Annotated in this window: 22 protein-coding genes and 1 pseudogene; 4 read left to right on the top strand and 19 right to left on the bottom strand. The window is 67.2% G+C overall.

The features are described 5' to 3' along the window. Window positions 1-25 precede the first annotated feature (25 nt). Together MKAN_RS19305 and sodC are read left to right on the top strand one after the other, a co-directional pair. The gene (locus MKAN_RS19305; RefSeq protein WP_036391554.1) at window positions 26-1,153 is read left to right on the top strand and encodes an ADP-ribosylglycohydrolase family protein; all 1,128 of its coding nucleotides are present in this window, start codon (window positions 26-28) and stop codon (window positions 1,151-1,153) included. Between the two features lie 65 nt (window positions 1,154-1,218). Continuing rightward, window positions 1,219-2,058 carry a superoxide dismutase[Cu-Zn] gene (gene sodC / locus MKAN_RS19300; protein ID WP_036391551.1) on the top strand — a complete coding sequence of 280 codons (840 nt, stop codon included), beginning with the start codon at window positions 1,219-1,221 and terminating at the stop codon, window positions 2,056-2,058. 197 nt (window positions 2,059-2,255) lie between these two features. Here sodC and groL read toward each other — a convergent pair whose 3' ends face one another. The 12 genes from groL to glmS form a co-directional block, all read right to left on the bottom strand. Next, complete coding sequence (groL, locus tag MKAN_RS19295; protein WP_023371136.1) at window positions 2,256-3,884, bottom strand: chaperonin GroEL; 1,629 nt, start codon at window positions 3,882-3,884, stop codon at window positions 2,256-2,258. Between the two features lie 111 nt (window positions 3,885-3,995). Next, entirely contained in the window at window positions 3,996-4,298 is a 303-nt protein-coding gene (gene groES, locus MKAN_RS19290) for a co-chaperone GroES (protein WP_003418028.1), read from the bottom strand. Window positions 4,299-4,617: 319 nt separating this feature from the next. Then, entirely contained in the window at window positions 4,618-5,661 is a 1,044-nt protein-coding gene (gene tsaD / locus MKAN_RS19285; protein ID WP_023371135.1) for a tRNA (adenosine(37)-N6)-threonylcarbamoyltransferase complex transferase subunit TsaD, read from the bottom strand. After that, window positions 5,658-6,128 carry a ribosomal protein S18-alanine N-acetyltransferase gene (rimI, locus tag MKAN_RS19280; protein ID WP_023371133.1) on the bottom strand — a complete coding sequence of 157 codons (471 nt, stop codon included), beginning with the start codon at window positions 6,126-6,128 and terminating at the stop codon, window positions 5,658-5,660. Before rimI ends, tsaD begins: the two co-directional genes overlap by 4 nt. Next, window positions 6,125-6,748, bottom strand: coding sequence for a tRNA (adenosine(37)-N6)-threonylcarbamoyltransferase complex dimerization subunit type 1 TsaB (gene tsaB, locus MKAN_RS19275; protein ID WP_036390990.1), 624 nt, complete (start codon window positions 6,746-6,748; stop codon window positions 6,125-6,127). The genes rimI and tsaB overlap by 4 nt, the downstream gene beginning before the upstream one ends. Next, a complete protein-coding gene (gene tsaE / locus MKAN_RS19270; protein WP_023371129.1) occupies window positions 6,745-7,200 on the bottom strand; it encodes a tRNA (adenosine(37)-N6)-threonylcarbamoyltransferase complex ATPase subunit type 1 TsaE in 456 nt (151 codons plus the stop codon). The genes tsaB and tsaE overlap by 4 nt, the downstream gene beginning before the upstream one ends. Continuing rightward, window positions 7,193-8,245: an alpha/beta fold hydrolase gene (locus MKAN_RS19265; RefSeq protein ID WP_371686018.1), complete on the bottom strand. Its 1,053-nt coding sequence runs from the start codon at window positions 8,243-8,245 to the stop codon at window positions 7,193-7,195. The genes tsaE and MKAN_RS19265 overlap by 8 nt, the downstream gene beginning before the upstream one ends. A gap of 40 nt (window positions 8,246-8,285) precedes the next feature. Next, on the bottom strand, window positions 8,286-9,464 hold the full coding sequence (gene alr / locus MKAN_RS19260) for an alanine racemase (protein ID WP_036444176.1): 1,179 nt from the start codon (window positions 9,462-9,464) through the stop codon (window positions 8,286-8,288). Window positions 9,465-9,726: 262 nt separating this feature from the next. Further along, the gene (gad, locus tag MKAN_RS19255; protein WP_023371123.1) at window positions 9,727-11,109 is read right to left on the bottom strand and encodes a glutamate decarboxylase; all 1,383 of its coding nucleotides are present in this window, start codon (window positions 11,107-11,109) and stop codon (window positions 9,727-9,729) included. A gap of 24 nt (window positions 11,110-11,133) precedes the next feature. Continuing rightward, entirely contained in the window at window positions 11,134-12,558 is a 1,425-nt protein-coding gene (locus tag MKAN_RS19250; protein ID WP_036391548.1) for a bifunctional ADP-dependent NAD(P)H-hydrate dehydratase/NAD(P)H-hydrate epimerase, read from the bottom strand. 30 nt (window positions 12,559-12,588) lie between these two features. Further along, window positions 12,589-13,314, bottom strand: a complete 726-nt coding sequence (locus MKAN_RS19245; protein WP_023371119.1) for a rhomboid-like protein — start codon at window positions 13,312-13,314, stop codon at window positions 12,589-12,591. A 55-nt stretch (window positions 13,315-13,369) separates the two neighbouring features. Further along, window positions 13,370-15,238: a glutamine--fructose-6-phosphate transaminase (isomerizing) gene (gene glmS / locus MKAN_RS19240; protein WP_023371117.1), complete on the bottom strand. Its 1,869-nt coding sequence runs from the start codon at window positions 15,236-15,238 to the stop codon at window positions 13,370-13,372. Between the two features lie 230 nt (window positions 15,239-15,468). Between glmS and MKAN_RS19235 the strand changes: the two genes are divergently transcribed. After that, window positions 15,469-16,308 (top strand): dienelactone hydrolase family protein, encoded by an 840-nt coding sequence (locus MKAN_RS19235; RefSeq protein ID WP_023371115.1) that lies wholly within the window; start codon window positions 15,469-15,471, stop codon window positions 16,306-16,308. A 365-nt stretch (window positions 16,309-16,673) separates the two neighbouring features. Here the strand turns inward: MKAN_RS19235 and MKAN_RS33075 are convergent. Both MKAN_RS33075 and MKAN_RS19230 read right to left on the bottom strand, forming a co-directional pair. Then, a pseudogene (locus MKAN_RS33075) lies at window positions 16,674-16,961 on the bottom strand (2-amino-4-hydroxy-6-hydroxymethyldihydropteridine diphosphokinase); the annotation flags it as partial. A gap of 71 nt (window positions 16,962-17,032) precedes the next feature. Then, a complete protein-coding gene (locus MKAN_RS19230; protein ID WP_023371113.1) occupies window positions 17,033-17,266 on the bottom strand; it encodes a dihydroneopterin aldolase in 234 nt (77 codons plus the stop codon). Window positions 17,267-17,959: 693 nt separating this feature from the next. Between MKAN_RS19230 and MKAN_RS19225 the strand changes: the two genes are divergently transcribed. Next, window positions 17,960-19,003: an LLM class F420-dependent oxidoreductase gene (locus tag MKAN_RS19225; RefSeq protein WP_023371111.1), complete on the top strand. Its 1,044-nt coding sequence runs from the start codon at window positions 17,960-17,962 to the stop codon at window positions 19,001-19,003. A gap of 5 nt (window positions 19,004-19,008) precedes the next feature. On the opposite strand, the gene MKAN_RS19220 is transcribed toward MKAN_RS19225, so the two are convergent. The 5 genes from MKAN_RS19220 to rplM form a co-directional block, all read right to left on the bottom strand. Next, a complete protein-coding gene (locus MKAN_RS19220) occupies window positions 19,009-20,385 on the bottom strand; it encodes a hypothetical protein (RefSeq protein WP_023371109.1) in 1,377 nt (458 codons plus the stop codon). A gap of 2 nt (window positions 20,386-20,387) precedes the next feature. Then, window positions 20,388-20,708 carry a hypothetical protein gene (locus MKAN_RS19215; protein WP_023371107.1) on the bottom strand — a complete coding sequence of 107 codons (321 nt, stop codon included), beginning with the start codon at window positions 20,706-20,708 and terminating at the stop codon, window positions 20,388-20,390. Between the two features lie 43 nt (window positions 20,709-20,751). Continuing rightward, window positions 20,752-22,089, bottom strand: a complete 1,338-nt coding sequence (gene glmM, locus MKAN_RS19210) for a phosphoglucosamine mutase (RefSeq protein WP_023371105.1) — start codon at window positions 22,087-22,089, stop codon at window positions 20,752-20,754. Between the two features lie 138 nt (window positions 22,090-22,227). Continuing rightward, a complete protein-coding gene (gene rpsI / locus MKAN_RS19205) occupies window positions 22,228-22,680 on the bottom strand; it encodes a 30S ribosomal protein S9 (protein ID WP_023371103.1) in 453 nt (150 codons plus the stop codon). Next, the gene (gene rplM, locus MKAN_RS19200; protein ID WP_023371098.1) at window positions 22,677-23,120 is read right to left on the bottom strand and encodes a 50S ribosomal protein L13; all 444 of its coding nucleotides are present in this window, start codon (window positions 23,118-23,120) and stop codon (window positions 22,677-22,679) included. The genes rpsI and rplM overlap by 4 nt, the downstream gene beginning before the upstream one ends. Window positions 23,121-23,330 lie beyond the last annotated feature (210 nt).

Below are 23,330 nucleotides of genomic sequence, written 5' to 3'. Positions count from 1 at the left end.
TCCGCATGGCGGTAGCGTGCCGAGGATGAGTATCGGCGACCGGGAACGGTTCCGCGGCTGCCTGCTCGGTGGCGCGGTGGGCGACGCGTTGGGCGCACCGGTGGAGTTTCACACCCGTGAGCAGATCCTGGCGCGGTTCGGCCCGGGGGGCATCACGGCGTATGCGCCCGCTTATGGCGGTGTCGGCATGGTTACCGACGACACTCAAATGACCCTGTTCACCGCCGAAGGGCTGCTGCGGTACTTGGTCCGCGGACGCATAAAGGGCTTGTCGACCTATACCGGGGTAACCGCAAACGCGTATCTGCGATGGCTGCGCACCCAAGGCGAAGCACCCGTGCACCCCGTCGGCGTCGGTGAGCCTTTCGGTGACGGCCAGTCGGGCTGGCTCTACCAGCAGCGCCAGTTGCACAGCCAGCGCGCGCCGGGCAACACCTGCATTTCGGCGCTTCGCGGGATACGTAATCTGGGCGAGCCCGCGGAAAACCACAGCAAGGGCTGCGGCGGGGTGATGCGGGTGGCACCCGTGGGGCTGTTTGTGTCGCGCCAGCCCGATGGGACGCTGCGCCGCGCGTTCCGGATCGGTACCGAACTTGCGGCCCTCACACACGGTCACCCCACGGGTTCGTTGTCGGCCGGAGTGTTCGCGGCGCTCATCTACCAGCTGGTGCTGGGGATACCGCTGGCGGAGGCGCTGGCGGAGGCCAAGCGCGTCCTGGTCGAGTTCCGTGATCACGACGAAACCCTCAACGCCGTCGAGGCCGCCGAGGCCGCGGCACGTCGCGGCGGGCGCCGCCATGACGCCCATGAGGCCCACGAGGCTGTAGCCGGGTTGGGGCAGGGCTGGTTGGCCGACGAGGCCCTGGCCATCGGCCTGTACTGCGCGCTGACAGCAGAGTCGTTCGAAGACGGCATCGTGGCGGCGGTCAATCACGACGGCGACTCCGATTCGACGGGTTCGATCGCCGGTAACCTCCTGGGCGCGGGGATCGGCGTGGGCGCCATTTCCAGCGAATGGCTGGAACCGCTGGAACTTCGCGACGTCATCTGCGAGATCGCCGATGACCTCTACGACTATCCGGACTGGCATCTCTCCGAGCACAGCTCTCACGACGACGCCGAGCGCATCTGGCACAAGTACCCGGGGTACTGACCGGTTACAGCCCGAGGCGCTCGTTTGGCGTTGGCTAATCCGGGTAAGCGCAGGCCATGAACGTGTTGAAAAGACCTGCGGCCTGTGCGGCCGCGGTGCTTTCCGCGGCCATCGCGCCGGTAGGAGCGTGCACCAACCAGAACACCGCCCAGCCCAATACGTCGCCGCTGACCGCCCCGCCGCCCGGCACCGAGCGGATGACCACACAGTTGAAGAGCGCCGACGGAACTCTGGTGGCCAACGCCACCTTCGATTTCGCCAACGGCTTCGCGACGCTGACCTTAGAAACGGTCCCCAACCCGATCCTGACCCCTGGTTTCCACGGGCTCCACATCCACTCGGTGGGCAAATGCGAGGCCAATTCGGTGGCACCGACGGGAGGCGCGTCCGGCGACTTCAACTCCGCCGGGGGCCATTACCAGGCGCCGGGTCACACCGGTTATCCCGCCAGCGGCGACCTGACTTCCTTGGAGGTGCGCTCCGACGGCGCGGCGAAACTCGTCACCACCTCGAACTCGTTCACCGCGGCGGACCTGCGAAATAGCTCGGGCACCGCGCTGATCATTCACCAGGACCCGGATAACTTCGGCAATATTCCTCCCGCACGCTATACCCAGAAGAACGGCACACCGGGCCCGGACGAAGAGACGCTGGCCACCGGTGATTCGGGTAAGCGAGTGGCTTGCGGTGTGATCGCCCCGGCAACCAGCTCGTCCACCGCTTCGTCCAGCACGACGGTCGAGCCACCGCCGTCGACGAGCACGAGCTCCGTCACGGTCACCACCACGACCGTCGTGCAAACGCCGTCCACAAGCACGAGCACCGTCACGGTCACCGGCGTTCCAACCGTCACGTCGACGCCGAGCAGCACCGTAACGACGCCCAGCCTTCCGCCCAACGGCTGACGCGCCGACGGTTTTTTAGATCCGAAGTACGGGCGTGCCGGCGGCAGCGGGTCAGGCCAATCTCGTGGTCAGAGTAGGCACACCCGGTTCGCCGTCGAGATGGTTGCGGTATATGCGGCCGAGCAACCCGAAGCCGATGGTCCAAATAAGCGAAACACCCCCGGCGGCCCAGCCAGGGGTGTTTCGTACCGCTTGACCTAGTGGTGGTGATGGTGACCGTGGCCGTGACCGTGGTCGTGCTCGTCCGCATTGGCGGGCTTGTCGACCACCGCCGTCTCGGTGGTGAGCACCATCCGGGCCACCGATGCGGCGTTGAGCACCGCGGACCTGGTCACCTTGACCGGGTCGACGACACCGTCGGCGGCCAGGTCGCCATAGGTCAACGTGCTGGCGTTGAGCCCGTGTCCGGCGGGCAGCTCGCTAACCTTGCTGACCGCGACCGCGCCGTCCAGCCCGGCATTAGTGGCGATCCAGTACAGCGGTGCGGCGAGGGCCTCGGAGAACACGTCGACGCCGAGCGCCTCGTCACCCGACAGCGACGCGCGCAGATCCTTCAGCGCCTGGCGGGCTTGGATCAGCGCGGAGCCGCCCCCGGCGACGATGCCCTCCTCGACCGCAGCCTTGGCGGCAGCGACCGCGTCCTCGACGCTTTCCTTGCGTTCTTTGAGCTCGGTCTCGGTGGCGGCACCCACCTTGATGACGGCCACCCCGCCGGCCAACTTGGCCAGCCGCTCGCCCAACTTCTCACGATCCCAGTCGGAGTCGCTTCGCTCGATCTCGCCGCGCAGCAGATTGACCCGGGCCGCGACCGCTTCCGGAGCACCGCCGCCGTCAACGATGATGGTCTCGTCCTTGCTGACCACAACCCGACGGGCCGAGCCCAACACCTCCAGGCCCACTTCCCGCAGCACCAGGCCGGCGTCGGGATTGACCACCTCGGCGCCCGTCACCGCCGCCAGGTCCTGCAGGAACGCCTTACGCCGGTCGCCGAAGTACGGCGACTTCACCGCGACCGCTCGCAGCGTCTTGCGGATGGAGTTGACGACCAGCGTCGCCAGCGCCTCGCCCTCGACGTCCTCGGCGATGATCACCAGCGGCTTGCCCGATTCGGCGACCTTCTCCAACAGCGGCAGCAGGTCCGGCAGCGAGCTGATCTTCTCCTGGTGCAACAGGATCACCGCGTCTTCGAGCACGGCCTCCTGCGAGTCGAAGTCGGTGACGAAGTACGCCGACAAAAAGCCCTTGTCAAAGCCGACACCCTCGGTGAATTCCAGCTCGGTGTTCAGCGTCGAGGATTCCTCGACACTGACCACCCCGTCGGCGCCGACCTTGGTCATCGCCTCGCCCACCAGCTCGCCGATCTGCTCATCGCGCGAGGACACCGTGGCCACCTGCGCGATGGCGTCCTTGCCCGATACGGGTGTGGCCGACGCGAGCAGCGCTTCGGACACCGCGTCGGCAGCCTTGCCGATGCCGGCGCCGAGTGCGATCGGGTTGACACCCGCAGCGACCAGCCGCAAGCCGGCCTTGAGCAGAGCCTGGGCCAGCACGGTGGCAGTGGTGGTGCCGTCACCGGCCACGTCGTTGGTCTTGGTGGCCACCGACTTCACCAGCTGGGCGCCCAGGTTCTCGAAGGGATCTTCCAGGTCGATCTCACGCGCGACGGTGACGCCGTCGTTGGTGATAGTGGGTCCGCCGAAGGACTTGGCCAACACCACGTGCCGACCACGCGGGCCCAACGTCACCCTTACCGTGTCGGCGAGCTTGTCCGCGCCAGCCTCCATGGCGCGGCGCGCGATTTCGTCGTACTCAATAAGCTTGCTCATCAGGTTCCTTCCGCCGGGCAATGTCCACTACGGCCTCGGCTGCTAACGCATGCCGCCCCGGAAATCACCCGTGGCCGAGCACGGGGATCGCCGGGGCGGAACACGGTTCTGTTACTTGGAAACGACAGCCAGCACGTCGCGTGCCGACAGGATCAGGTATTCCTCGCCGTTGTACTTGATCTCGGTGCCGCCGTACTTGCTGTAGATGACGGTGTCGCCCTCGGCGACGTCCAGCGGGATGCGCTTCTCGCCATCCTCGTCCCACCGGCCGGGGCCGACAGCGACGACGGTGCCCTCCTGGGGCTTCTCCTTGGCGGTGTCGGGAATGACCAGACCGGACGCGGTCGTGGTCTCGGCCTCGTTGGCCTGCACGAGAATCTTGTCCTCGAGTGGCTTGATGTTCACCTTCGCCACGATTGGAGCCCTCCACTATTGGGTCGGGTCCGGGTTCAGGCCCGGACCGGATTTGGCGGTCGGTCCGGGGCTTGCCCCGGAACCGTCCGAATTACCAGGTGATTCGGCATTCTTCCGTGCCCTCGCGCCGTCGTCGCGGGTGCCGGCAACAGGGGTCGTCCGACTGCCACCTAGCACTCTATACATGAGAGTGCTAGCACTCAAGGGCACCCCGGTGCTTCTGCGTGTTGGCGTTGCGGAGGCCGCCGACACCGAGATTGCCGCGATGGTTGCGATCCGCTCACGAACCACAGCCATCACGGCAATTTCGGGCAAGAGGCTAGCTCAGCTGCCCAACTACCACGGGCAGTCCGGGGTCGCTGGGTACGTCCAGCGGCGACGGCGGCGCTGCCGCGGCCACCAGGTGTGCCGCGAAAGCGGCGATCATGGCGCCGTTGTCGGTGCACAGCCGGGGTCTGGGGATACGCAGACTCAGGCCCGCCGCGGCGCAGCGCTGGGTGGCCAGCTCGCGCAACCGGGAGTTGGCGGCCACGCCGCCCGCGATCAGCAAGGTCGACACCCCCAGGTCGGTGGCCGCGCGCACCGCCTTCCTGGTCAGCACGTCGGCGACGGACTCCTGGAACCCGGCCGCGACGTCGGCGGGCCGGAAGTCTGGATTGCTCTCGACATAGCGGGCCACCGCGGTCTTGAGCCCGGAGAAGCTGAACGCGTAGGGATCATCGCGCGGACCGGTCATGCCGCGCGGGAACACGGGGATCTCCGCGGCCTCCCGGCCGCAGGTGCGGGCCAGGTCGTCGAGCACCCTGCCGCCCGGATAACCCAGCCCCAGCAGCCGTGCCACCTTGTCGTAGGCCTCACCGGCGGCGTCGTCGACGGTGCTGCCCAGCTCGACGATCGGCTCGGCAAGCGAGCGCACGTGCAGCAGGTGGGTGTGTCCGCCGGACACCAGCAGCGCCACGCACTCGGGCAGGGGGCCGTGTTCGTAGACGTCGGCCGCCAGGTGCCCGCCGAGGTGGTTGACGCCGTAGAACGGCACCCCCCAGGCCGCCGCGTAGGCCTTGGCCGCCGCCACTCCCACCAGCAGCGCACCGGCCAGGCCCGGGCCGATGGTGGCCGCAACGACGTCCGGTCGCTGCACACCCGCCGCCGCCAGCGCCCGGCGCATGAGCGGACCAAGCGCTTCCAGGTGAGCCCGGGAGGCGATCTCGGGAACCACCCCGCCGAAACGCACGTGCTCGTCGACGCTAGAGGCCACTTCGTCGGCCAGCAATGTCACCGTGGCCCCGACACCCGTGCCGCCCAGCCGCGCGATGCCCACTCCCGTTTCGTCGCACGAGGTTTCGATGGCCAGCACGATAGTCATTGGCGCGCCTCCCGTCGCATCGTGTAGGCGTCGGCGCCGCTGACCCGGTAGTAGCGCCGGCGCAGGCCGATCTGCTCGAATCCCACGCTGCGATACAGCGCCAGGGCGGCCTCGTTGTCGGTGCGGACCTCCAGGTAGACGACGCCGCGATCGGCGAAATCGAGCAGGTCGTTGAGCAGCCGGCGGCCGATGCCCTGTCCTTGGTAGGCCGGATCCACCCCGATGGTGTGCACCTCGTACTCGTAGGGCGGGGTGCGGCCCAACCGGGAAATGCCGGCATAGCCGACCAGGACGTCGCCGCTGCGAGCGCCCACATAGTGGTTGCGCGCGCTGGCCAGTTCCCGCTCGAAGGCCACCGCCGGCCACGGGTCATCGCCGTCGAACAACCGGGCTTCCAGCTCGGCGCACCGGCGGGCGTCCGCGGGGGTCAGCGCACCGAGGGTGACGGGCTGGATGTGGGCGGTCATGTGCGAGCCGCCAACGGCTTGGCATCCGGGCGTCGCAGATACAGCGGCATCAGCGGCGGCGGGTTGTCGGACCATTCGCGCACCGCCCCGACCAGCCCGGCCGGCGTCGGGTACACCGGCTCACACCGTGGCAGGCCGAACAACGCCGCGTGCTCGGGCGAGCCGGCGACGGCGCGGGCCGGCCCGGGATCGACGTCTGCCGGGGCATTGACGGCCGGCCCGGCGGTGCGGACCCCATCGCGGTACCGAGCCCAGTAAACCTCGCGCCGGCGTGCGTCGGTGACGACCAGCGTGTCACCGCTGGTTTGGCCGCCGATCGCGTCCAGGCTGCACACGCCGTACACCGGGATCTGCAGCGCATGCCCGTAGGCCGCGGCCGTCGCCATCCCGACCCGCAGCCCGGTAAACGGGCCGGGGCCGCAGCCGACCACCACGGCGTCCAGCTCGCTCATGCTCAGCGCCGTGTCGGCGAGTGCGGCCAGCACGTTAGGTGTCAGCCGTTCGGCGTGCGCCCGCGCGTCGACGGTGACCCGCTGAGCCATGGTGACAAAGCCATCGAGGCGCACCACGCCCGCGGTCACGGCCGGGGTCGCGGTGTCGATGGCAAGGACGAGGCTCATGAACACACCCACTGCCAGGTCGCGATCCGCACGTCGGAATGGCTGACTCGCTCCAACCGGACGTCGAGGTGTCGCTGCGAAAGACGTTCGGCCAGGCCCTCACCCCACTCGACCACCACCACCGCGTCGTCGAGTTCGGCGTCAAGGTCCAGTGAGTCGAGCTCGCCGAGCAGCGCGGTCCCGGGCCGGTCCAGCAAGCGATACAGGTCGACATGGATCATCGCCGGACGGCCGGGGCGGCGCGCCGGGTGTACGCGCGCCAACACGTAGGTCGGCGAGGTGACCGGACCTTCGACATCCATGGTTGCCGCAATTCCCTTGGCCAGCACGGTCTTTCCAGCGCCCAATGGACCGGAGAGCACCACCACGTCGCCGGCCCGCAGCTGCTGACCCAACCTGGCTCCCAGGGCGACGGTGTCCTCGACGCGCTCCAGTTTTTGCTGCTCAGCCACGGCGTCGCAACCGTTCTCGCAGTTGCCGGTACCGCAACGTCAATACGCCCGGAATAGCCCGATCGACCAGCCGAACCAATCCCTCGTTGATGGCGTCGGGCTTCTCCAGCAGCGCCAGATGACTTGCCCCGCTGACGATGACCAATTCCGACTGCGGCAGCGACGCCGCCATCTTCTTCGAGTATTCGTCCGGGGTCAGCAGGTCGTGGTCGCCGCAGGCGATCAGGGTCGGGACCTTCAGCAACGTCCACAACCCGGCGGTTTCGTCGTGGACTTCCAGGGCCTGCAGGAACTCCACCAGGGTGGCGATCGGGGTGTCGTTCATCATCCGCTGCGAGAACGCGTCCAGGCTCCGGCTGACCTGCAGATCGCTGAAGGACGCAGCGCGCAGGATCGGGGCGATCAGCGACCGGGACACGGTGCGGCCCCGGTGTACCAGCTTCGGCGCGGAGCGGGCGGTGAACCGCACGGCTTCCAACGCCGGGTTCTTCAGGAACTCGCCGAGCGGTGAGCGTGTCACCCCTTCGGCGGCCGAGGAGATGATCGCGGCCCCCACGATCCGCTGGCCGTAGTGCTCGGGGAACTGGCGGGCATGCGACAGCACCGTCATTCCGCCCATCGAATGTCCCACCAGCACAATCGGTCCGCGCGGCGCGGTCGCCCGCAGGACCGTTTCCAGGTCCTGGCCGAGTTGGGTCAGCGTGTAGGTCTGCGGCGCGGCTTCACCGGACTGGCCATGCCCACGCTGGTCGTAGAAGACCATCCGCACCTTCGAGCCCCAGTGTTCGCCAAGTCGCATCCGCTGAAAATGGAAGGCGCCCATGCGAAGACAAAAACCGTGGGCGAACACCACGGTCACGGGCGCACCAACCGGCCCGGCCTCGCGCACCGTCAGCGGTACCCCGTCGGGTGTGGTCACCACGTGGCCGCGGTCGCTGTCCAGCCGTTCGAAATCCTCGTCGGCGTACGGGTCTTCGACCACACTGCTGCGTTCGGCCAACGACCGGCGGGCAGAGGCTCCGACAATTGTGGCGACCGCGGTCAGCCCGGCACCTCCCGCAAGCCAGGCCCTACCCTGGTGGCTCCTATGGGATTCGTTGGGATTCAACGGTTTCAGCCTCGAGATAGGTCCTGCTGATCCGTCCCCGCGGACTGGTTACCACTTCGTAGTGGATGGTGCCCACCAGATCGGCCCAGTCCTGCGCGGTGGGCTCGCCCCGGGCGCCGGGCCCGAACAGAATGGCCTCGTCACCTTCGGCCACGTCGACCGGGCCGGGGCCGAGGTCGACGACGAACTGGTCCATGCAGATCCTGCCGACGCCCGGTCGTCGCCGGCCGTTGATCAGCACCTCGAGACGCCCGCCCAGCGACCGGAACACGCCATCGGCGTAACCGATCGGCAGCAGCGCCACCGTGGTGTCGTGCGGCGCGATCCAGGTGTGCCCGTACGACACGCCCTCTCCTGCGGGAACCGACTTGATCAGCGCCACAGCGCATTTCACGGTCATGGCCGGCACCAGGCCCATCTCCCCCCGCTCAGGTACCGGGCTCAACCCGTACACCGCGATGCCCGGACGCACCAGATCGAGGGTCAGATCCGGACGGGCCATGGTCGCCGACGAATTGGACAGGTGCGCCACCTCGAAGGTGACGCCCTCTTCACGGGCGTACGACAGCATGTCCCGGAACCGTTGGGCCTGAATGTCATTGATGGGCTGTTGCGGTGCGTCCGCGTACACCAGGTGCGACATCAGCCCCCGCAGCCGGATCGCATGCTCGGCAGCGGCCTGACGCAACCTGGCCAGCATCTCCGGGTACAGCGCCGGCGGCACGCCGTTGCGGTTGAGGCCCGTGTCGACCTTGACGCTCACCGTTGCCGTCCGGCCGGTACGGGCCACCGCATCCAGCAGCTCGTCGAGCTGACGCGTCGACGAGACCGCGATTTCGACGTCGGCAACCAGCGCCGGACCGAAATCAATACCGGGCGGATGGAGCCAGGCCAGCACCGGCGCGGTGATGCCGTCGGCGCGCAACGCCAGCGCCTCGTCGACGGTGGCGACGCCGAGTTCGGCTGCCCCCGCAGCCAACGCAGCTTGAGCGACCCTGGTCGCGCCGTGGCCGTAGCCGTCGGCCTTGACGACGGCCATGACCTGCGCGCTTCCGGCGTGCTCGCGTAACACCCGCACGTTGTGCTCGACGGCGCCCAGGTCGACCACGGCCTCGGCCAGGACGCCCGGTGTCCGGGATATCGGCGTAACGGCCAACGAAGTCGTGCTCCCACTCGTCTGTGTATCGGTTCGCAGCCATTCTCCCAGAACGGTTCCGATCACTGCGGAAAGCTACGCGGCGTTGGTCACATGCGTCACACCCGTTCCCGGGTTGGCAGGCACGAGATCTGCCCGCCTTGCAGCGACAACCTCACCTGTCGCTGCAAGGTGGGCACAACGCGCACCGTCCCCGGCGGAGCCAATGTGACGGATGCGACATGACGCCGCCGCGGCGCGCCCGCCTCCCGGCGGGTCGGCGCTAATGCGCGAAGTGCTGGGCGTCGTAATGCCCGCCGGGCTTGACCTTGTCCAGGGTTCGCACCGCGGTAGAGATGTCGTCATGCAATGCCCGGGCCAGGTCGGCGGACAGTCCTTCCCGCACCACAATGCGCAGTACGGAGATGTCGGTGGCGTTGTCCGGCATGGTGTATGCCGGCACCTGCCATCCGCACGTCCGCAACTCGTGCGAGAGGTCGAACTCGGTGTAACCGCGGTCCCCGGCGAGCCGGAAGGCGACCACCGGAATCGCCGAACCGTCCGAGATCAACTCGCAATGCTCGGCGCCCTCCAGCTGCTCGCCGAGCCACCGCGCCGTCTGCGACAGCGCCTGCATGACCTTGGTGTAACCCTCGCGGCCCAGCCGCAGGAAGTTGTAATACTGGCCGACAACCTGGTTGCCCGGACGAGAGAAGTTCAGCGTGAACGTCGGCATGTCCCCGCCCAGGTAATTGACCCGGAACACCAGTTCCTCGGGCAGATATTCGGGGCCGCGCCACACCACGAACCCGACGCCGGGATAGGTCAGCCCGTACTTGTGGCCGCTGACGTTGATGGACACCACCCGGGGCAGCCGGAAGTCCCACTGCAGGTCCGGATGCAGGAACGGCACCACGAAGCCGCCGCTGGCGGCGTCGACGTGCACGGGGACGTCCACCCCGCCGCGGGCTGCCAGCCCGTCCAGCGCCGCGCAGATCTCGGCGACCGGCTCCAGCTCACCGGTGTAGGTGGTGCCCAGAATCGCCACCACACCGATGGTGTCCTCGTCGACGGCATCGATGACCTGTTCGGGAGTAATGACGTAGCGCCCTTTCTCCATCGGCAGATAACGGGGTTCGACGTCGAAGTACCGGCAGAACTTCTCCCACACCACCTGCACGTTGGAGCCCATCACCAGGTTGGGTGTGCGACCCTTCCAGTCCTTGGTCCTTGCCCGCCAACGCCACTTCATGGCCAGCCCACCCAGCATTACCGCCTCACTGGAGCCGATCGTCGACACCCCGGTGGCGCTGCCCGGGTCGTCGTCGCGCAGCCCCTCGGCATGGAAAAGGTCGGCCACCATGGATACACAGCGGGACTCGATGGCCGCGGTCGCCGGGTATTCGTCTTTGTCGATCATGTTCTTGTCGAACGTCTCGGCCATCAGCTGCCCAGCCTCAGGGTCCATCCAGGTGGTGACAAAGGTGGCCAGGTTCAGCCGCGAACTGCCGTCGAGCATGAGCTCGTCGTGGATGAACTGGTAGGCGGCTTCCGGATCCATCGATTCCTCGGGCAACCGGAGCGCCGGGATAGGGGCGGTGAACATCCGCCCGGTGTAGGCCGGAGCAATCGAGTGCGCGGGCACGGACGGGTGGCTGCGGGACACGGCGGATCCTTTCGTTGTGGATATCTACAGAGCAGCCAGGGCGGCCCTGATGTGGTGCAGGATTCGTGATGCGGATGTCGGCGCACCGCCGGGCCCGGGATCGACGGCCGAAAGCCGGGCCGCTCGGGCATGCACGAAGGCCGCGGCCGCGGCCGCCTCGGCCGGCGCAAGCCCCGATGCCAGCAGCGCACCGATCATCCCGGACAGCACGTCACCGGAACCGGCGGTGGCCGCCCAGGATTGCCCGGCCGGACTCAGGTACACCGGGCCGCCGGGGTCGGCGATGACGGTGACGTTCCCCTTGAGCAGCACGGTGGCGCCGAAGGTGTCGGCGAGCTTACGACACGCGCTGACCCGATCGGGGCCGGGAGGTGCGCCGGCCAGCCTGGCGAATTCACCGGCATGCGGCGTGAGGACCGTCGGTGCCCGGCGATTGACCACCAATTCCGGGTGGGCCGCCAGCATGGTCAGCCCGTCGGCGTCGACCAGGACGGGCAGGTCGGTTTCCAGCGCGAACCACAATGCCCCGGCGGCCTCCTCGTCTGAGGTACCCAGTCCCGGCCCGACAACCCAGGCCTGCACTCGTCCGGCCGCCGCCGGGGTGGGTGACGCGATCACTTCGGGCCAGTGCGCGAGCACCTCGGCATGGGCGCTGCCGGCGTAGCGGACCATCCCCGAGGTGGCCGCAACAGCTGCACCGGTGCACAGCACCGCCGCACCCGGATACGTCGAGGACCCGGCCAGGACACCGGTGACGCCCTGGGTGTACTTGTCGTCGTCGGGGCCGGGTACCGGCCAGCGCGCGAGTACGTCGGCGGCTTGAAACCCCCGCAGATCGGTGTCGGGCAGGTCGAGACCGATATCGACGAGCACGACGTGACCGCAATCGGCCAGCGCGTGGACCGGTTTGAGGCCACCGAAGGTGACGGTCAGCGCGGCACGCACCGCGGGACCGGTGATCGCCCCGGTCGCCACGTCGACACCGCTGGGGATGTCGACGGCGACCACCGGGATCCCGGCGTCGTGCACGGCGGCGAACACCTCGGCCGCCGCGGGCCGCAGCGGCCCGGAACCGGAGATGCCCACCACCCCGTCGACAACGAGATCGGTTGCGGCAGAAACCTTTTCGACGACGCGGCCGCCGGCTTTGGTGAACGCCGCCAACGCCTTACGGTGGGTACGTTCCGGGTTGAGCAGCACCGCGCAGGCCGACGCCCCGCGACGGCGCAGGAAGGTGGCTGCCCACAGCGCGTCACCGCCGTTGTCACCGGATCCGACGACCGCACACACCCGGCGGCCGGCAACCCCGCCGGTGCGGTGGGTCAGCTCCCGAATGATCTCGGTGGCCAATCCGTAGGCCGCCCGCCGCATCAGTGCGCCGTCGGGCAGGCTGGCCAATAGCGGTGCTTCGGCGTCGCGGATCTCGTCTGCAGAGTAGTAATGCCGCATCGGTGTCAGCATTCCATGCGTGCAAGTGGCTTAGACGGTATGGGGGGCCGGCGCCTCCTGCGAGCCTCGCTTGCGGAAAATCTCCTTGAGCCTCGCCGGATTCCACGCCGGCCGTTGGCGTTCTCGAGCCATCGGATAGAAGGCCAGGCCGATGAGGATGGCCGTGAAGTGTCCGATCGCGGTGAAGTCCAGCTCGGTCTTGTCCATGGTGATCAGCGGGAAGCCGAAGATGACGAACAGCACGCCCAGGTAGCCCCACCGCCACGGCTTGGCGATGTGATAGGTCAGTACGGCCATCACCCCCACCAGGAAGTAGCTGACCCCGATGTCGCGCGACTGCACCAGACGTTCGGACGCGTCACGCATTTGGATCGCGAAGTAGAGCAAACCCTCGCTGAAGTAGGTAGCGCCGATGTGAGCGGTCAGTCCTACTGTGAGCCAACGCAACTGGCCAAGCCAATGCTCGGCGGGAGCGAGAAACAGCGTGAACAGTAAAAGGTAGGGCTCCAGGTTCCGGCCGTCGATCCACAACAGGCTGGAGAACAGCACCTCCAGCGGATCTCGCCCCAGGTGCCTGATGTTGGTCGACCGGTGCAGCAGGACGCTGTGCAACTGCCGCCCGGTGAGCTGGTTCTGGATGATCGTCGTGATCGCCAGTACCAACAGCCAGGTGTACGTCAGTGGCGCGTTGCTGACGAAATGCCACACCACGAGCGCCCAGCTGCGCACTCGCGCCGACACCGATGCATTCGTCACGCGTCAACTTTTGCATGCCTGGCGTTGCCGCGTGAAGGGTCGGGCCGTGCGTCCGCTACTCCACGGTGACGGACTTGGCCAGGTTGCGCGGCTTGTCCACGTCGTAACCCCGGGCCTGGGCGACCGCAGCGGCGAACACCTGAAGCGGGATGGTCGACAGCAGCGGTTGCAAAAGTGTTGACACGGCGGGGATTTCGATCAGGTGATCGGCGTAGGGACGCACCGTGTCGTCGCCCTCCTCGGCGATCACGATGGTCACCGCGCCCCGGGTCTGGATCTCGCGGATATTGGACAGCAGCTTCGCGTGCAGCGTGGCCGAGCCCTTGGGCGAGGGCATGATGACGATCACCGGCAGGTCGTCTTCGATCAGGGCGATCGGGCCGTGTTTGAGCTCACCGGCCGCGAAACCCTCGGCGTGCATGTAGGCCAGTTCCTTGAGTTTGAGCGCACCTTCCAGCGCCACCGGGTAGCCGACATGGCGACCCAGGAACAGTACCGTCGATGACTGCGCGAACCGGTAGGCCAGGTCGGCCACCGGCTTGACGCCGGAGATGACCCGGGCCACCAGATCGGGCATCCCCTCCAGCTCGCGGTACTCGCGTTCCACCTCGTCGGGGTATTTGGTGCCACGGGCCTGCGCCAAGGCCAGACCGAGCAGGTAGTTGGCGGTGACCTGGGCCAGGAACGTCTTGGTGGAGGCGACGCCGATCTCCGGGCCCGCGCGGGTGTAAAGGACCGCGTCGCACTCCCGTGGGATCTGGGAGCCGTTGGTGTTGCAGATGGCCAGCACCTTGGCCTTCTGCTCCTTGGCGTGGCGGACCGCCTCCAGCGTGTCGGCGGTTTCCCCGGACTGCGAGACCGCCACGACCAGGGTACTGCGGTCCAAAACCGGGTCGCGGTAGCGGAATTCGCTGGCCAACTCCACTTCCACCGGCAGTCGCGTCCAGTGCTCGATCGCGTATTTGGCGAGTAGCCCGGAGTGGTACGCCGTGCCGCAGGCCACCACGAACACCTTGTCGATGTCGCGCAGTTCCTGATCGCTCAGGCGTTGTTCGTCGAGCACGATCCGGTTGCCCACGAAATGCCCCAGCAATGTGTCGGCCACCGCGGTGGGCTGTTCGGCGATCTCTTTGAGCATGAAGTACTCGTAGCCACCCTTTTCCGCGGCGGCCAGGTCCCAGTCGATATGAAACTCACGCGCACTCGCGTCATCGGGGTTGCCGTCGAAGTCGATAATCCGGTAGCCGTCCGCGGTGATCACCACCGCCTGGTCCTGGCCTAGTTCGACCGCGTGGCGGGTGTGTTCGATGAACGCGGCCACGTCGGAGCCGACGAACATCTCGCCGTCGCCGATACCGAGCACCAGCGGAGTCGAGCGGCGGGCCGCGACGATGGTGCCGGGATCGTCGGCGTTGGCGAACACCAGGGTGAAGTGGCCCTCCAGCCGGCGCAGCACGGACAGTACGGAGGCAACGAAATCGCCGGCCGTGTCGCCCTGGTGATACGCCTGCGACACCAGGTGCACCGCGACCTCGGTGTCGGTGTCGCTGGCAAACTCCACACCGCCCGTCTCCAGCTCCTGGCGCAACATGGCGAAGTTCTCGATGATGCCGTTGTGGACGACCGCGATCTTGCCGGCGGCGTCGCGGTGCGGGTGCGCGTTGCGATCGGTGGGACGACCGTGGGTGGCCCAGCGGGTGTGACCCAAGCCGGTGGTGCCGGTCAACTCGGACGGCGCCATGTCGGCCACCGCCGCCTCCAGGTTGGCCAGCCGGCCGGCACGACGGCGCACCGTGAGCTTGCCCTCACCGTCGACCACCGCCATGCCCGAGGAGTCGTAGCCGCGGTACTCCATCCGACGCAGCGCGTCCAGGACGACCTCGCAGGCAGGACGCTGCCCCACGTAGCCGACAATTCCGCACATAGCAGACCAGGGTAGTGCAGGCGCCCCCGAAGGCGCCTGCACGAGGCAGACCAGGGTAGTGCAGGCGCCCCCCAAGGCGCCTGCACGAGGCAGACCGAGGTAGTGCAGGCGCCCCCCAAGGCGCCTGCACGAGGCAGACCGAGGTAGTGCAGCCGGAGCGCGTCAGCGCTATCGTGACGACGCCGTGGGACCACTGGACCCATCCTCGGAGTCACCGCTAACGTCGACGGGTGGCCCGCACCCGCAAGCTCTTCGCCGCCCTCAGCCGCCGTGGTCCCCACCGCGTCCTGCGCGGTGACCTCGCCTATGCCGGCCTACCGGGCGTGGTGTACACCCCGGAAGCCGGGCTCAACCTACCCGGTATCGCCTTCGGCCACGACTGGCTGACCTCCGCCACCCGCTATTCGGGCCTGCTGGAACACCTCGCGTCATGGGGCATCGTGACCGGAGCTCCCGATACCCAACGGGGCCTCGCGCCGTCGGTGCTGAACCTGGCCTTCGACCTGGGCGTTGCGCTCGACATCGTGGCGGGGGTGCGGCTGGGACCCGGCAAGATCAGCGTGCACCCCGCCAAGCTGGGGCTGGTGGGACACGGCTTCGGCGGCTCGGCCGCGGTGTTCGCGGCGGCCGGCATGCCCGCCAAGTCGGCAGCCGTGGCGGCGATCTTTCCGACAGTGACCGCTCCCCCGCCGGAGCAACCCGCAGCGACACTCAAAGTCCCGGGCCTGATCATGAGCGCACCAGGAGATCCCAAGACGTTGACGTCCAACGCCCTCGAGCTGTCGCAGGTCTGGGACGCGGCCACGCTGCGCATCGTCAGCAAAGCCAAGGCCGGTGGCCTGGTCGAGGGCAGGCGGCTGACGAAGGTGGTCGGCCTGGCCGGCGCGGACCGCAGGACGCAGCGTTTCGTTCGGGCGCTGCTCACCGGATATCTGCTGTACACCCTCGGCGGCGACAAGGCATATCGCGAGTTCGCCGATCCCGATGCGCAACTGCCCAAGACGGACGCGCTGGACCCGGAAGCTCCTCCAGTGACTCCCGAAGAGAAGATCGTCACGCTGCTGAAGTAAGGCGTGTCGCGGGCAACACCGACCCGAACACGACAAACCGGGATGTCAGCCGCACGAAAACATCGGAGCTGGGAATCTGTAGGAAAAGCTGGGCAATGCGGCCCGACTCCAATCAACATCAAAAATTCGACCTGTGCAAACAGACGGGTCGGTCGTCGGATTGACGTTTCGGTGATGAGCGCACGAATCTTCTCCCGTAGGACCTGGTCTTCCGTAACAGCTTGGCCGTGGGCCGCCAACCGATCGAGGAGGGGCTGGAGATAGACCCGGAGCGGTTGGGAATCTGCCGGTAAAGTAATCCGCGAATCGATATCGAGGACGCCCTGGGCCAGGAACCACCTTTGTTTGATGTCAGAATCGGGAATTTCCATACTCGCGGCTTGGATGATCGCGTCATTGAACAGTAAAATATCGAGATCCAGGGTACGGGAGGCGTATTTGTCGACGGTCCGCACACGACCAAGGTGGGCTTCGATGGATCGCAAAACCCCGAACTTAAGAGCCAGGGCGTCGCAGTCCGTTTGCACCAGGGCAACGGAGTTGATGTAATAATGCAAATCTTCGGCAGGAGCTTGGTCTGGAGCGGGAATCGCGTCCGTTCTGAAACAGCGCGACAAAGCTCTGATGGAGCAGAACCTTTCCAATTCCGTCATCGCCCGAAAAAGGTTGGCCTCCGGCTGGATGCTAAGGCAACGCTGAGAAAACGCGATTGCGGGCCATGCTTCTAACGCTCTCGATAAATTGATACCGCCGGAGACCTGGCAAAGCGCAGGGCGCCAGGCTTATCGACGGTTACCTTCACTTTCTCCACGAACGGATCGGCGAGACAAATATCCGCCACCGCCTGCGCCATCTTTTCGATCAGGCGGTAGCTAGAAGGCTCAATGGCGGTCAAGATGGCTTTGGTGATCCGCTTGTAATAGACGGTATCGTGGATATCATCCGTTTGGCCCGCCACGGCGATCGGCCCACATCACGACCCGATGATGCACCGCAACGCTAGATCGCGGATATAGATTTTGTCGAGCCTATCGGACATAGGAATTTTCTCCTAGCCTAAATCCACCATCGACACAACCGACCTGGCCGGCAACAAAACGTTTTTGAGATGGAACAGCACCGGGATGTTACTTGGTCGACCAGGCAGCTCGAGGAGATTTCCTGCAATGACGGCCCGGATCCGCTCATGTCCCTCGGAATCGACCGGCGAAACGAAATCGGGTGTGGAGCGATCCCGTTAACGCGCACATCGCGGGCAGGCTCGGGTGCCAACGTCTTCGGTTCTGGACTCAGGTCGAAAACGGCTACCAACAGGCAGGCGGTAACCGCCACGCTAAGTCCCTTCGATGCGAGGTCACGCAGACGTTGCCTGGTGGGAACCGTATCGCGGAGGACGCCGGTCCGTGACTTAACCGGATTGCCGACGGCGGCTGAATTCAGTCCAACCCCCGAGCGGTGCGGCCGGTCCTCGAACACTGCGAAGATAACGACTCGGAGTGGGCGGCGACGACTCCACCGTCAAAATAGTCAAAGCCACAGCTTCCCGAGAGAATTCGACCCGCACCGCTGATGTACGGATTCATCAACCGCGACGGCACCGGGCGGGGGTACCGCAGCGCGTGTTCCCGTGTCGCCGTGGTAAGTGTCGTTGATGCGAATCGGCATCGCCCTGGACTACTCGGGCGGCTTTCACGAAGCCGTCGACCGCGTCGTCGAACTGGAGAAGTCCGGCATCGACATCGCAGTGGTGGCTGAGGCGTATTCCTTTGACGCCATCAGCCACCTGGGGTATCTGGCGGCCAGGACAACCCGCGTGGAATTGGCCTCCGGGATACTCCCGATCTATATCCGCACGCCGTCGCTGCTGGCGATGACCGCCGCCGGCCTGGACTTCGTGTCCGACGGCCGCTTCCACCTCGGAATCGGCACGTCCGGACCGCAAGTGATCGAGGGCTTCCATGGCGTCGAATTCGACGCCCCGATTGGCCGTACCCGCGAGGTGGTGGAAATCTGCCGGCGGATCTGGCGCCGGGAACGGCTGCACTACGCGGGCAAGCATTACCAGATCCCGCTACCCTCCGATCGCGGAACAGGTTTGGGTAAAGCGCTGCAGCTCATCAACCATCCTGTGCGGGAACGCATTCCGATATCGATCGCCGCGCTGGGACCGAAGAACGTCGAGCTGACGGCGGAGATCGCGGAGGGCTGGCAGCCGGTCTTCTTCTACCCGGCGAAGGCTCACGGGGTCTGGGGAGCAGCGCTGGCTGCCGGCGCCGCCAACCGAGATCCTGCGCTGGGACCGCTGGACGTGATGGTCGGTACCTCGCTGGCGATCGGGGAGGATGTCGATGAACGGCTGGGGTGGACCAAACCGCAACTGGCCCTCTACATCGGCGGCATGGGCGCCAAAGGCCGCAACTTTTATCACAGCCTGGCCACCCGCTACGGCTTCGGGGCGGCCGCAGACCGGATCCAGGACCTGTATCTGGCCGGCCGCAAACGAGAGGCGATAGACGCGGTTCCTGACGAGCTGGTGCGCGGGATCTCGCTGATCGGGCCGCGGGGCCACGTCGCCGAACGACTGGCTGCCTTCGCCGACGCCGGCGTCACCACGCTGTTGGTCAGACCGGTGACCGGCGATTCCGGTGAAGCGGTGCGCTATGTCGAGGAACTGCTAAGCCTGCGTCCCTCCTGACCCGGTCACTGTCCGGCCTTCGGAAGCTCGTCCGCGGCGATCTCGCAGGGCGTCGACCCATTCGTGGCCGGCTGCGGTGGCGACCCGTTGACCGGAGCTGACGCTGGCGATGGTCCGCCGGCCGGCGGTTCAGTCACCAGCGGCCCGGCGGCCGGCGGTTCAGCGTCCGGCGCTGTACCGACAGCCGGCGGTTCGGCGCCGGACGGTAGTCGCGCGACCGGTGGCATTGCAGCCGCGGTGCCGTCGGTCCCCGTGCCAGACCCCGGCTCGCCCGCTTCGCCGGCCTCTTTGGCGTCGGCTATCTTTCCCGCCTCGTCGGGTCCGGCATCGTCGGCGTCGTCGTCACCCATGGGATCGTCGGGCACGGCCGGACTCTCCGAACCCAAGGGGTCGGCAAGCGGTCCGGTCGCCGTCGCCAGCAGGTCCACCATCGCGTCGACAATTCGGCCGGCAAGTTCACCCAGCCCGCCGGCTCCCCCGAGTCCGCCCGAGCCGTCGAGCGGAGCCGCCGCACCATCGCCCATCGCGGCTCCCAGTCCCGACGGCGTCGGCGCGGTGGTCGGGGCTGCGGAGGTCGCCGGCGCAACCGCATTCTGAGCCGGCGCCGGATCCGACGGCAGGGTGTCCAGCATGCCCCCGGCGGGTATAGCTGCCGCTTTCGGCGCGATCGGCCATGCGGACCAGCCGGGGCCGAGGTCTCCGGCAGTCTCGAAACACACCCGCGGTGCGGCTGCCAACCGGTCGGTGACCATGTCGTAGGACGCTGTCATCCCGGCCAGAGTTGAACGCATCGCAGTCAGCCAGTCGCCGCGAATATCGTTGTCTACGTAGGGAATTACCTGGCCGCGAAGCACCTCCTCGGCCATGTGACGCTCTCCCGCTCCGGCCAGCACCGTACCGGCCGCGGCCGACCACACCGGCCGCTCTACGAGCGTGCGATCGTCGATGGCGATGGCCGTCGCCACCTTGGAGTCGATCAGCTGCCACAGGTTGTCGCGCAATGACTCGCAACGCTGTGCCGCCGCGCGCACCTCGGTGGCCAGGGTGGTTGCGTCATCGCAATGCCCCTGTAGAAAACGAACCGCGGCGTCGGCTCCGGGTCCCGCCCATGCGGCCGCCAGCTCGAGCACCTGCGCACGCTGTATCCGCAGCGCCTCGGTGATCGCGGTACCCACTGCCCGCAGCTGTGCGCAGTCCGCGTCGAGCGCATACAGGTCCAGCCCCTCCTCGCTGTCGTACCAGTCGCTGATCTGGCCGGGCCGCGACGTCAGGTCCGGGTGGTGGTAGCCAAGCTGCTGGCAGGCCCGCACGTAGGTCTCGGTTCGTTCGAGCGCCGGCCGGCCCTCCGCGAGGCGTTCGGCGACGTCTAGCCGGTTGGCCACAATCAGGCGATCCGGGCCGCGGCGGACACATCGGCATCGGCATAGCGCACGGCGCCGGCACGCAGTGCGACGGCGATCTCCGCGGCCGCCCGTGACCACTGCGACAATTCGGCGCCCAGCCGGTCCATGGCGGTGCGCAACGCCTCGCCCTGCTGCAAATGCGCCCGGCCGGCCCGGGCACCGCAAAACGTCAACCGGGACAGAAGGTTTACGGCAGCCTCGTCGACAAGCTCGGCCGCAGTGCTGATCCTGTCGGCGACCGCGAACACCGCCGCCACGTCAATAGCGCTGCCGGCGTAGCTACTTCCATGATCGAGTCTCATACTTGGTTCGACGCCGGATACGGCGCCCGGGTTCCGCCGAAATTCAGCGCGCGGCGCTGACCGCATCGGCGACGCCGGCCGCCAGCCGCCGTGCGACGTCCTCGTCGGCCGCCTCCACCATGACGCGAATCATCGGCTCAGTTCCAGAGGGACGCAACAGGATTCGGCCAGTGTCGCCCAGCTCTGCGGCAGCCCGGTCGACGGCCGTCTGGACCGACGGCGCGGCGGCGGCAGTGACCTTGTCGGCAACCTCGACGTTGATCAGCACCTGGGGCAACGTCTGCATTGCCGATGCCAGGGAGGCGAGCGACGAGCCGGTCTGCACCATACGGGTCATCAGCCGCAGCCCGGTGACGATACCGTCTCCGGTCGATCCCAGCGCCGGCATCACGATATGGCCGGATTGCTCACCGCCCAGGCTGTAGTCGCCGGCGCGCAATTCCTCCAGGACGTAACGGTCACCGACGGCGGTGGTGCGCACGGTGACGCCGGCGGCGCGCATGGCCAGATGCAGGCCGAGGTTGCTCATCACGGTGGTCACCAGCGTGTCGGCGGTCAATTCGCCGGCTTCCTGCATGGCCAGCGCCAGCACCACCATGATGGCGTCGCCGTCGACGAGCTCACCGTTGGCGTCGACCGCCAGGCAGCGGTCGGCATCTCCGTCGTGTGCCAGACCCAGGTCGGCACGATGCGCGATGACCGCCGCCCGCAGGCTATCCAGGTCTGTCGATCCGCAGGCGTCGTTGATGTTGACTCCGTTGGGCTCGGCGTTGATCGCGATGACTGTGGCCCCGGCGGCGCGATACGCGCGCGGCGCCACCGCCGACGCGGCGCCGTGGGCACAATCGACGACCACGGTGAGACCGTCGAGCGGGGTGGTGCTGGCCTTGCTCACCTGACGCAGGTAACGTTCCGCCGCATCCTCGGCGTCGACGACACGGCCGATCCCCGCGCCGACCGGACGCAACCCGGGACCGGATGCCACCAGGTTCTCGATCTGATCCTCGGTGTCGTCGTCGAGTTTCTGGCCGCCGGCGCCGAAGATCTTGATGCCGTTGTCGGGCATCGGGTTGTGCGACGCCGAGATCATCACCCCGAAGTCGGCGTCGTAGGCGCCGGTCAGGTAGGCCACCGCCGGCGTCGGAAGCACCCCGACCCGCAGCGCGTCCACACCCTGGCTGGTCAGCCCGGCGATCACGGCAGCCTCCAGCATTTCGCCGCTGGCCCGTGGATCGCGGCCGACCACGGCAACCCGCCGGCCCGGTCTACCCGGGCTCGCTAGGTGCCGCGCGGCGGCGGCGCCCAGCGCCAGGGCCAACTCCGCGGTCAGCTCGCGGTTGGCGACCCCGCGCACACCGTCGGTGCCAAATAGTCGACCCATGCGGACAAACCTCTCACAGTTGACGTCTTGCACCCAAAGGTGCCCATTTCTTTCTCGCCGAAACCGTGCCCGCAGGTACGCCGACACGCCGCACACAATGCATAAAAGGCACGTTTGCGGCCAGAAAGTGATGTTCGATCAGCGCTTGCTGTACTGAGGCGCCTTGCGGGCCTTCTTCAGCCCGTACTTCTTGCGCTCGGTGGCACGCGGGTCGCGGGTGAGGAACCCGGCCTTCTTCAGCGGGGGCCGGTCCTCCGGGTTGGCCAGGATCAGCGCGCGGGCTATGCCCAGGCGCAACGCCCCAGCTTGGCCCGACGGGCCGCCGCCGTTGAGGTGGGCGAAGATGTCGTAGCTTTCCACCCGGTCGACCGTGACCAGCGGAGCCTTGATGAGCTGCTGGTGCACCTTGTTGGGGAAGTAGTCCTCCAGGGTGCGGCCGTTGAGGTCGAACTTGCCGGTGCCGGGCACCAGACGCACCCGTACCACGGCTTCCTTACGGCGCCCTACTGTCTGGATGGGGCGTTCGAACACGAACGATTCGTGATGGACTGGCTGGCTCTCGACGGCGGGAGCCTCGCTGATTTCGGTCACTGCGCCACCTGCTTGATCTCGAACGGAACCGGCTGCTGCGCGGTGTGGGGATGCTCCGGCCCGGCGTAGACGCGGAGCTTGCGCTGGATCTCACGGCTCAGCTTGTTCTTGGGCAGCATCCCGACGATCGCCTTTTCCACCACTCGATCCGGATGCTTTTGCATCAGCTCGCCGATGGTGCGCTTGCGCAGGCCACCGGGATATCCCGAGTGGCGGTAAGCCATTTTGTGGCGCAGTTTGTCGCCGCTGATGGCGACCTTGTCGGCGTTGACGATGATGACGAAGTCGCCACCGTCGACATTGGGCGCGAACGTCGGCTTGTGCTTGCCGCGCAGCAGGTTGGCCGCTGCGACGGCAAGGCGGCCAAGCACCACGTCCGTGGCGTCGATGACGTACCACGACCTCGTGGTGTCACCCGCCTTGGGCGCGTATGTAGGCACAGCGCTTACCACACTTTCTCTCGGGCGGATCCCGGTGCGACCCGGGTGCCGGTCAGGTGGACCTGGTGGGTCCACGGGGGCAAGTTCTCGGCGACCGACATTGACCCGAGGCCCCGGCGTACCGCACGCCAACCGAGCAGCTTACCGACGGCCATCCCCGCAGGTCAAAATCGCCGCAGGTCATGACCGTCGCAGTTCAACATCACTGTG

Origin of the sequence: Mycobacterium kansasii ATCC 12478 (genome assembly GCF_000157895.3) — a bacterium.
Lineage (GTDB): Bacteria > Actinomycetota > Actinomycetes > Mycobacteriales > Mycobacteriaceae > Mycobacterium > Mycobacterium kansasii.
Note: the sequence above shows the minus strand (reverse complement) of the source record. Positions and strands in the feature narration are given on the sequence as shown.

Coding starts and splice junctions, on each gene's coding strand:
- MKAN_RS19225 (WP_023371111.1), top strand. CDS start 17,960: ATGCGAATCGGCATCGCCCTGGACTACTCGGGCGGCTTTCACGAAGCC.
- MKAN_RS19250 (WP_036391548.1), bottom strand. CDS start 12,558: ATGCGGCATTACTACTCTGCAGACGAGATCCGCGACGCCGAAGCACCG.
- tsaB (WP_036390990.1), bottom strand. CDS start 6,748: ATGAGCCTCGTCCTTGCCATCGACACCGCGACCCCGGCCGTGACCGCG.
- glmS (WP_023371117.1), bottom strand. CDS start 15,238: ATGTGCGGAATTGTCGGCTACGTGGGGCAGCGTCCTGCCTGCGAGGTC.
- glmM (WP_023371105.1), bottom strand. CDS start 22,089: ATGGGTCGACTATTTGGCACCGACGGTGTGCGCGGGGTCGCCAACCGC.
- tsaD (WP_023371135.1), bottom strand. CDS start 5,661: ATGACTATCGTGCTGGCCATCGAAACCTCGTGCGACGAAACGGGAGTG.
- groL (WP_023371136.1), bottom strand. CDS start 3,884: ATGAGCAAGCTTATTGAGTACGACGAAATCGCGCGCCGCGCCATGGAG.
- MKAN_RS19215 (WP_023371107.1), bottom strand. CDS start 20,708: ATGAGACTCGATCATGGAAGTAGCTACGCCGGCAGCGCTATTGACGTG.
- rimI (WP_023371133.1), bottom strand. CDS start 6,128: ATGACCGCCCACATCCAGCCCGTCACCCTCGGTGCGCTGACCCCCGCG.
- MKAN_RS19305 (WP_036391554.1), top strand. CDS start 26: ATGAGTATCGGCGACCGGGAACGGTTCCGCGGCTGCCTGCTCGGTGGC.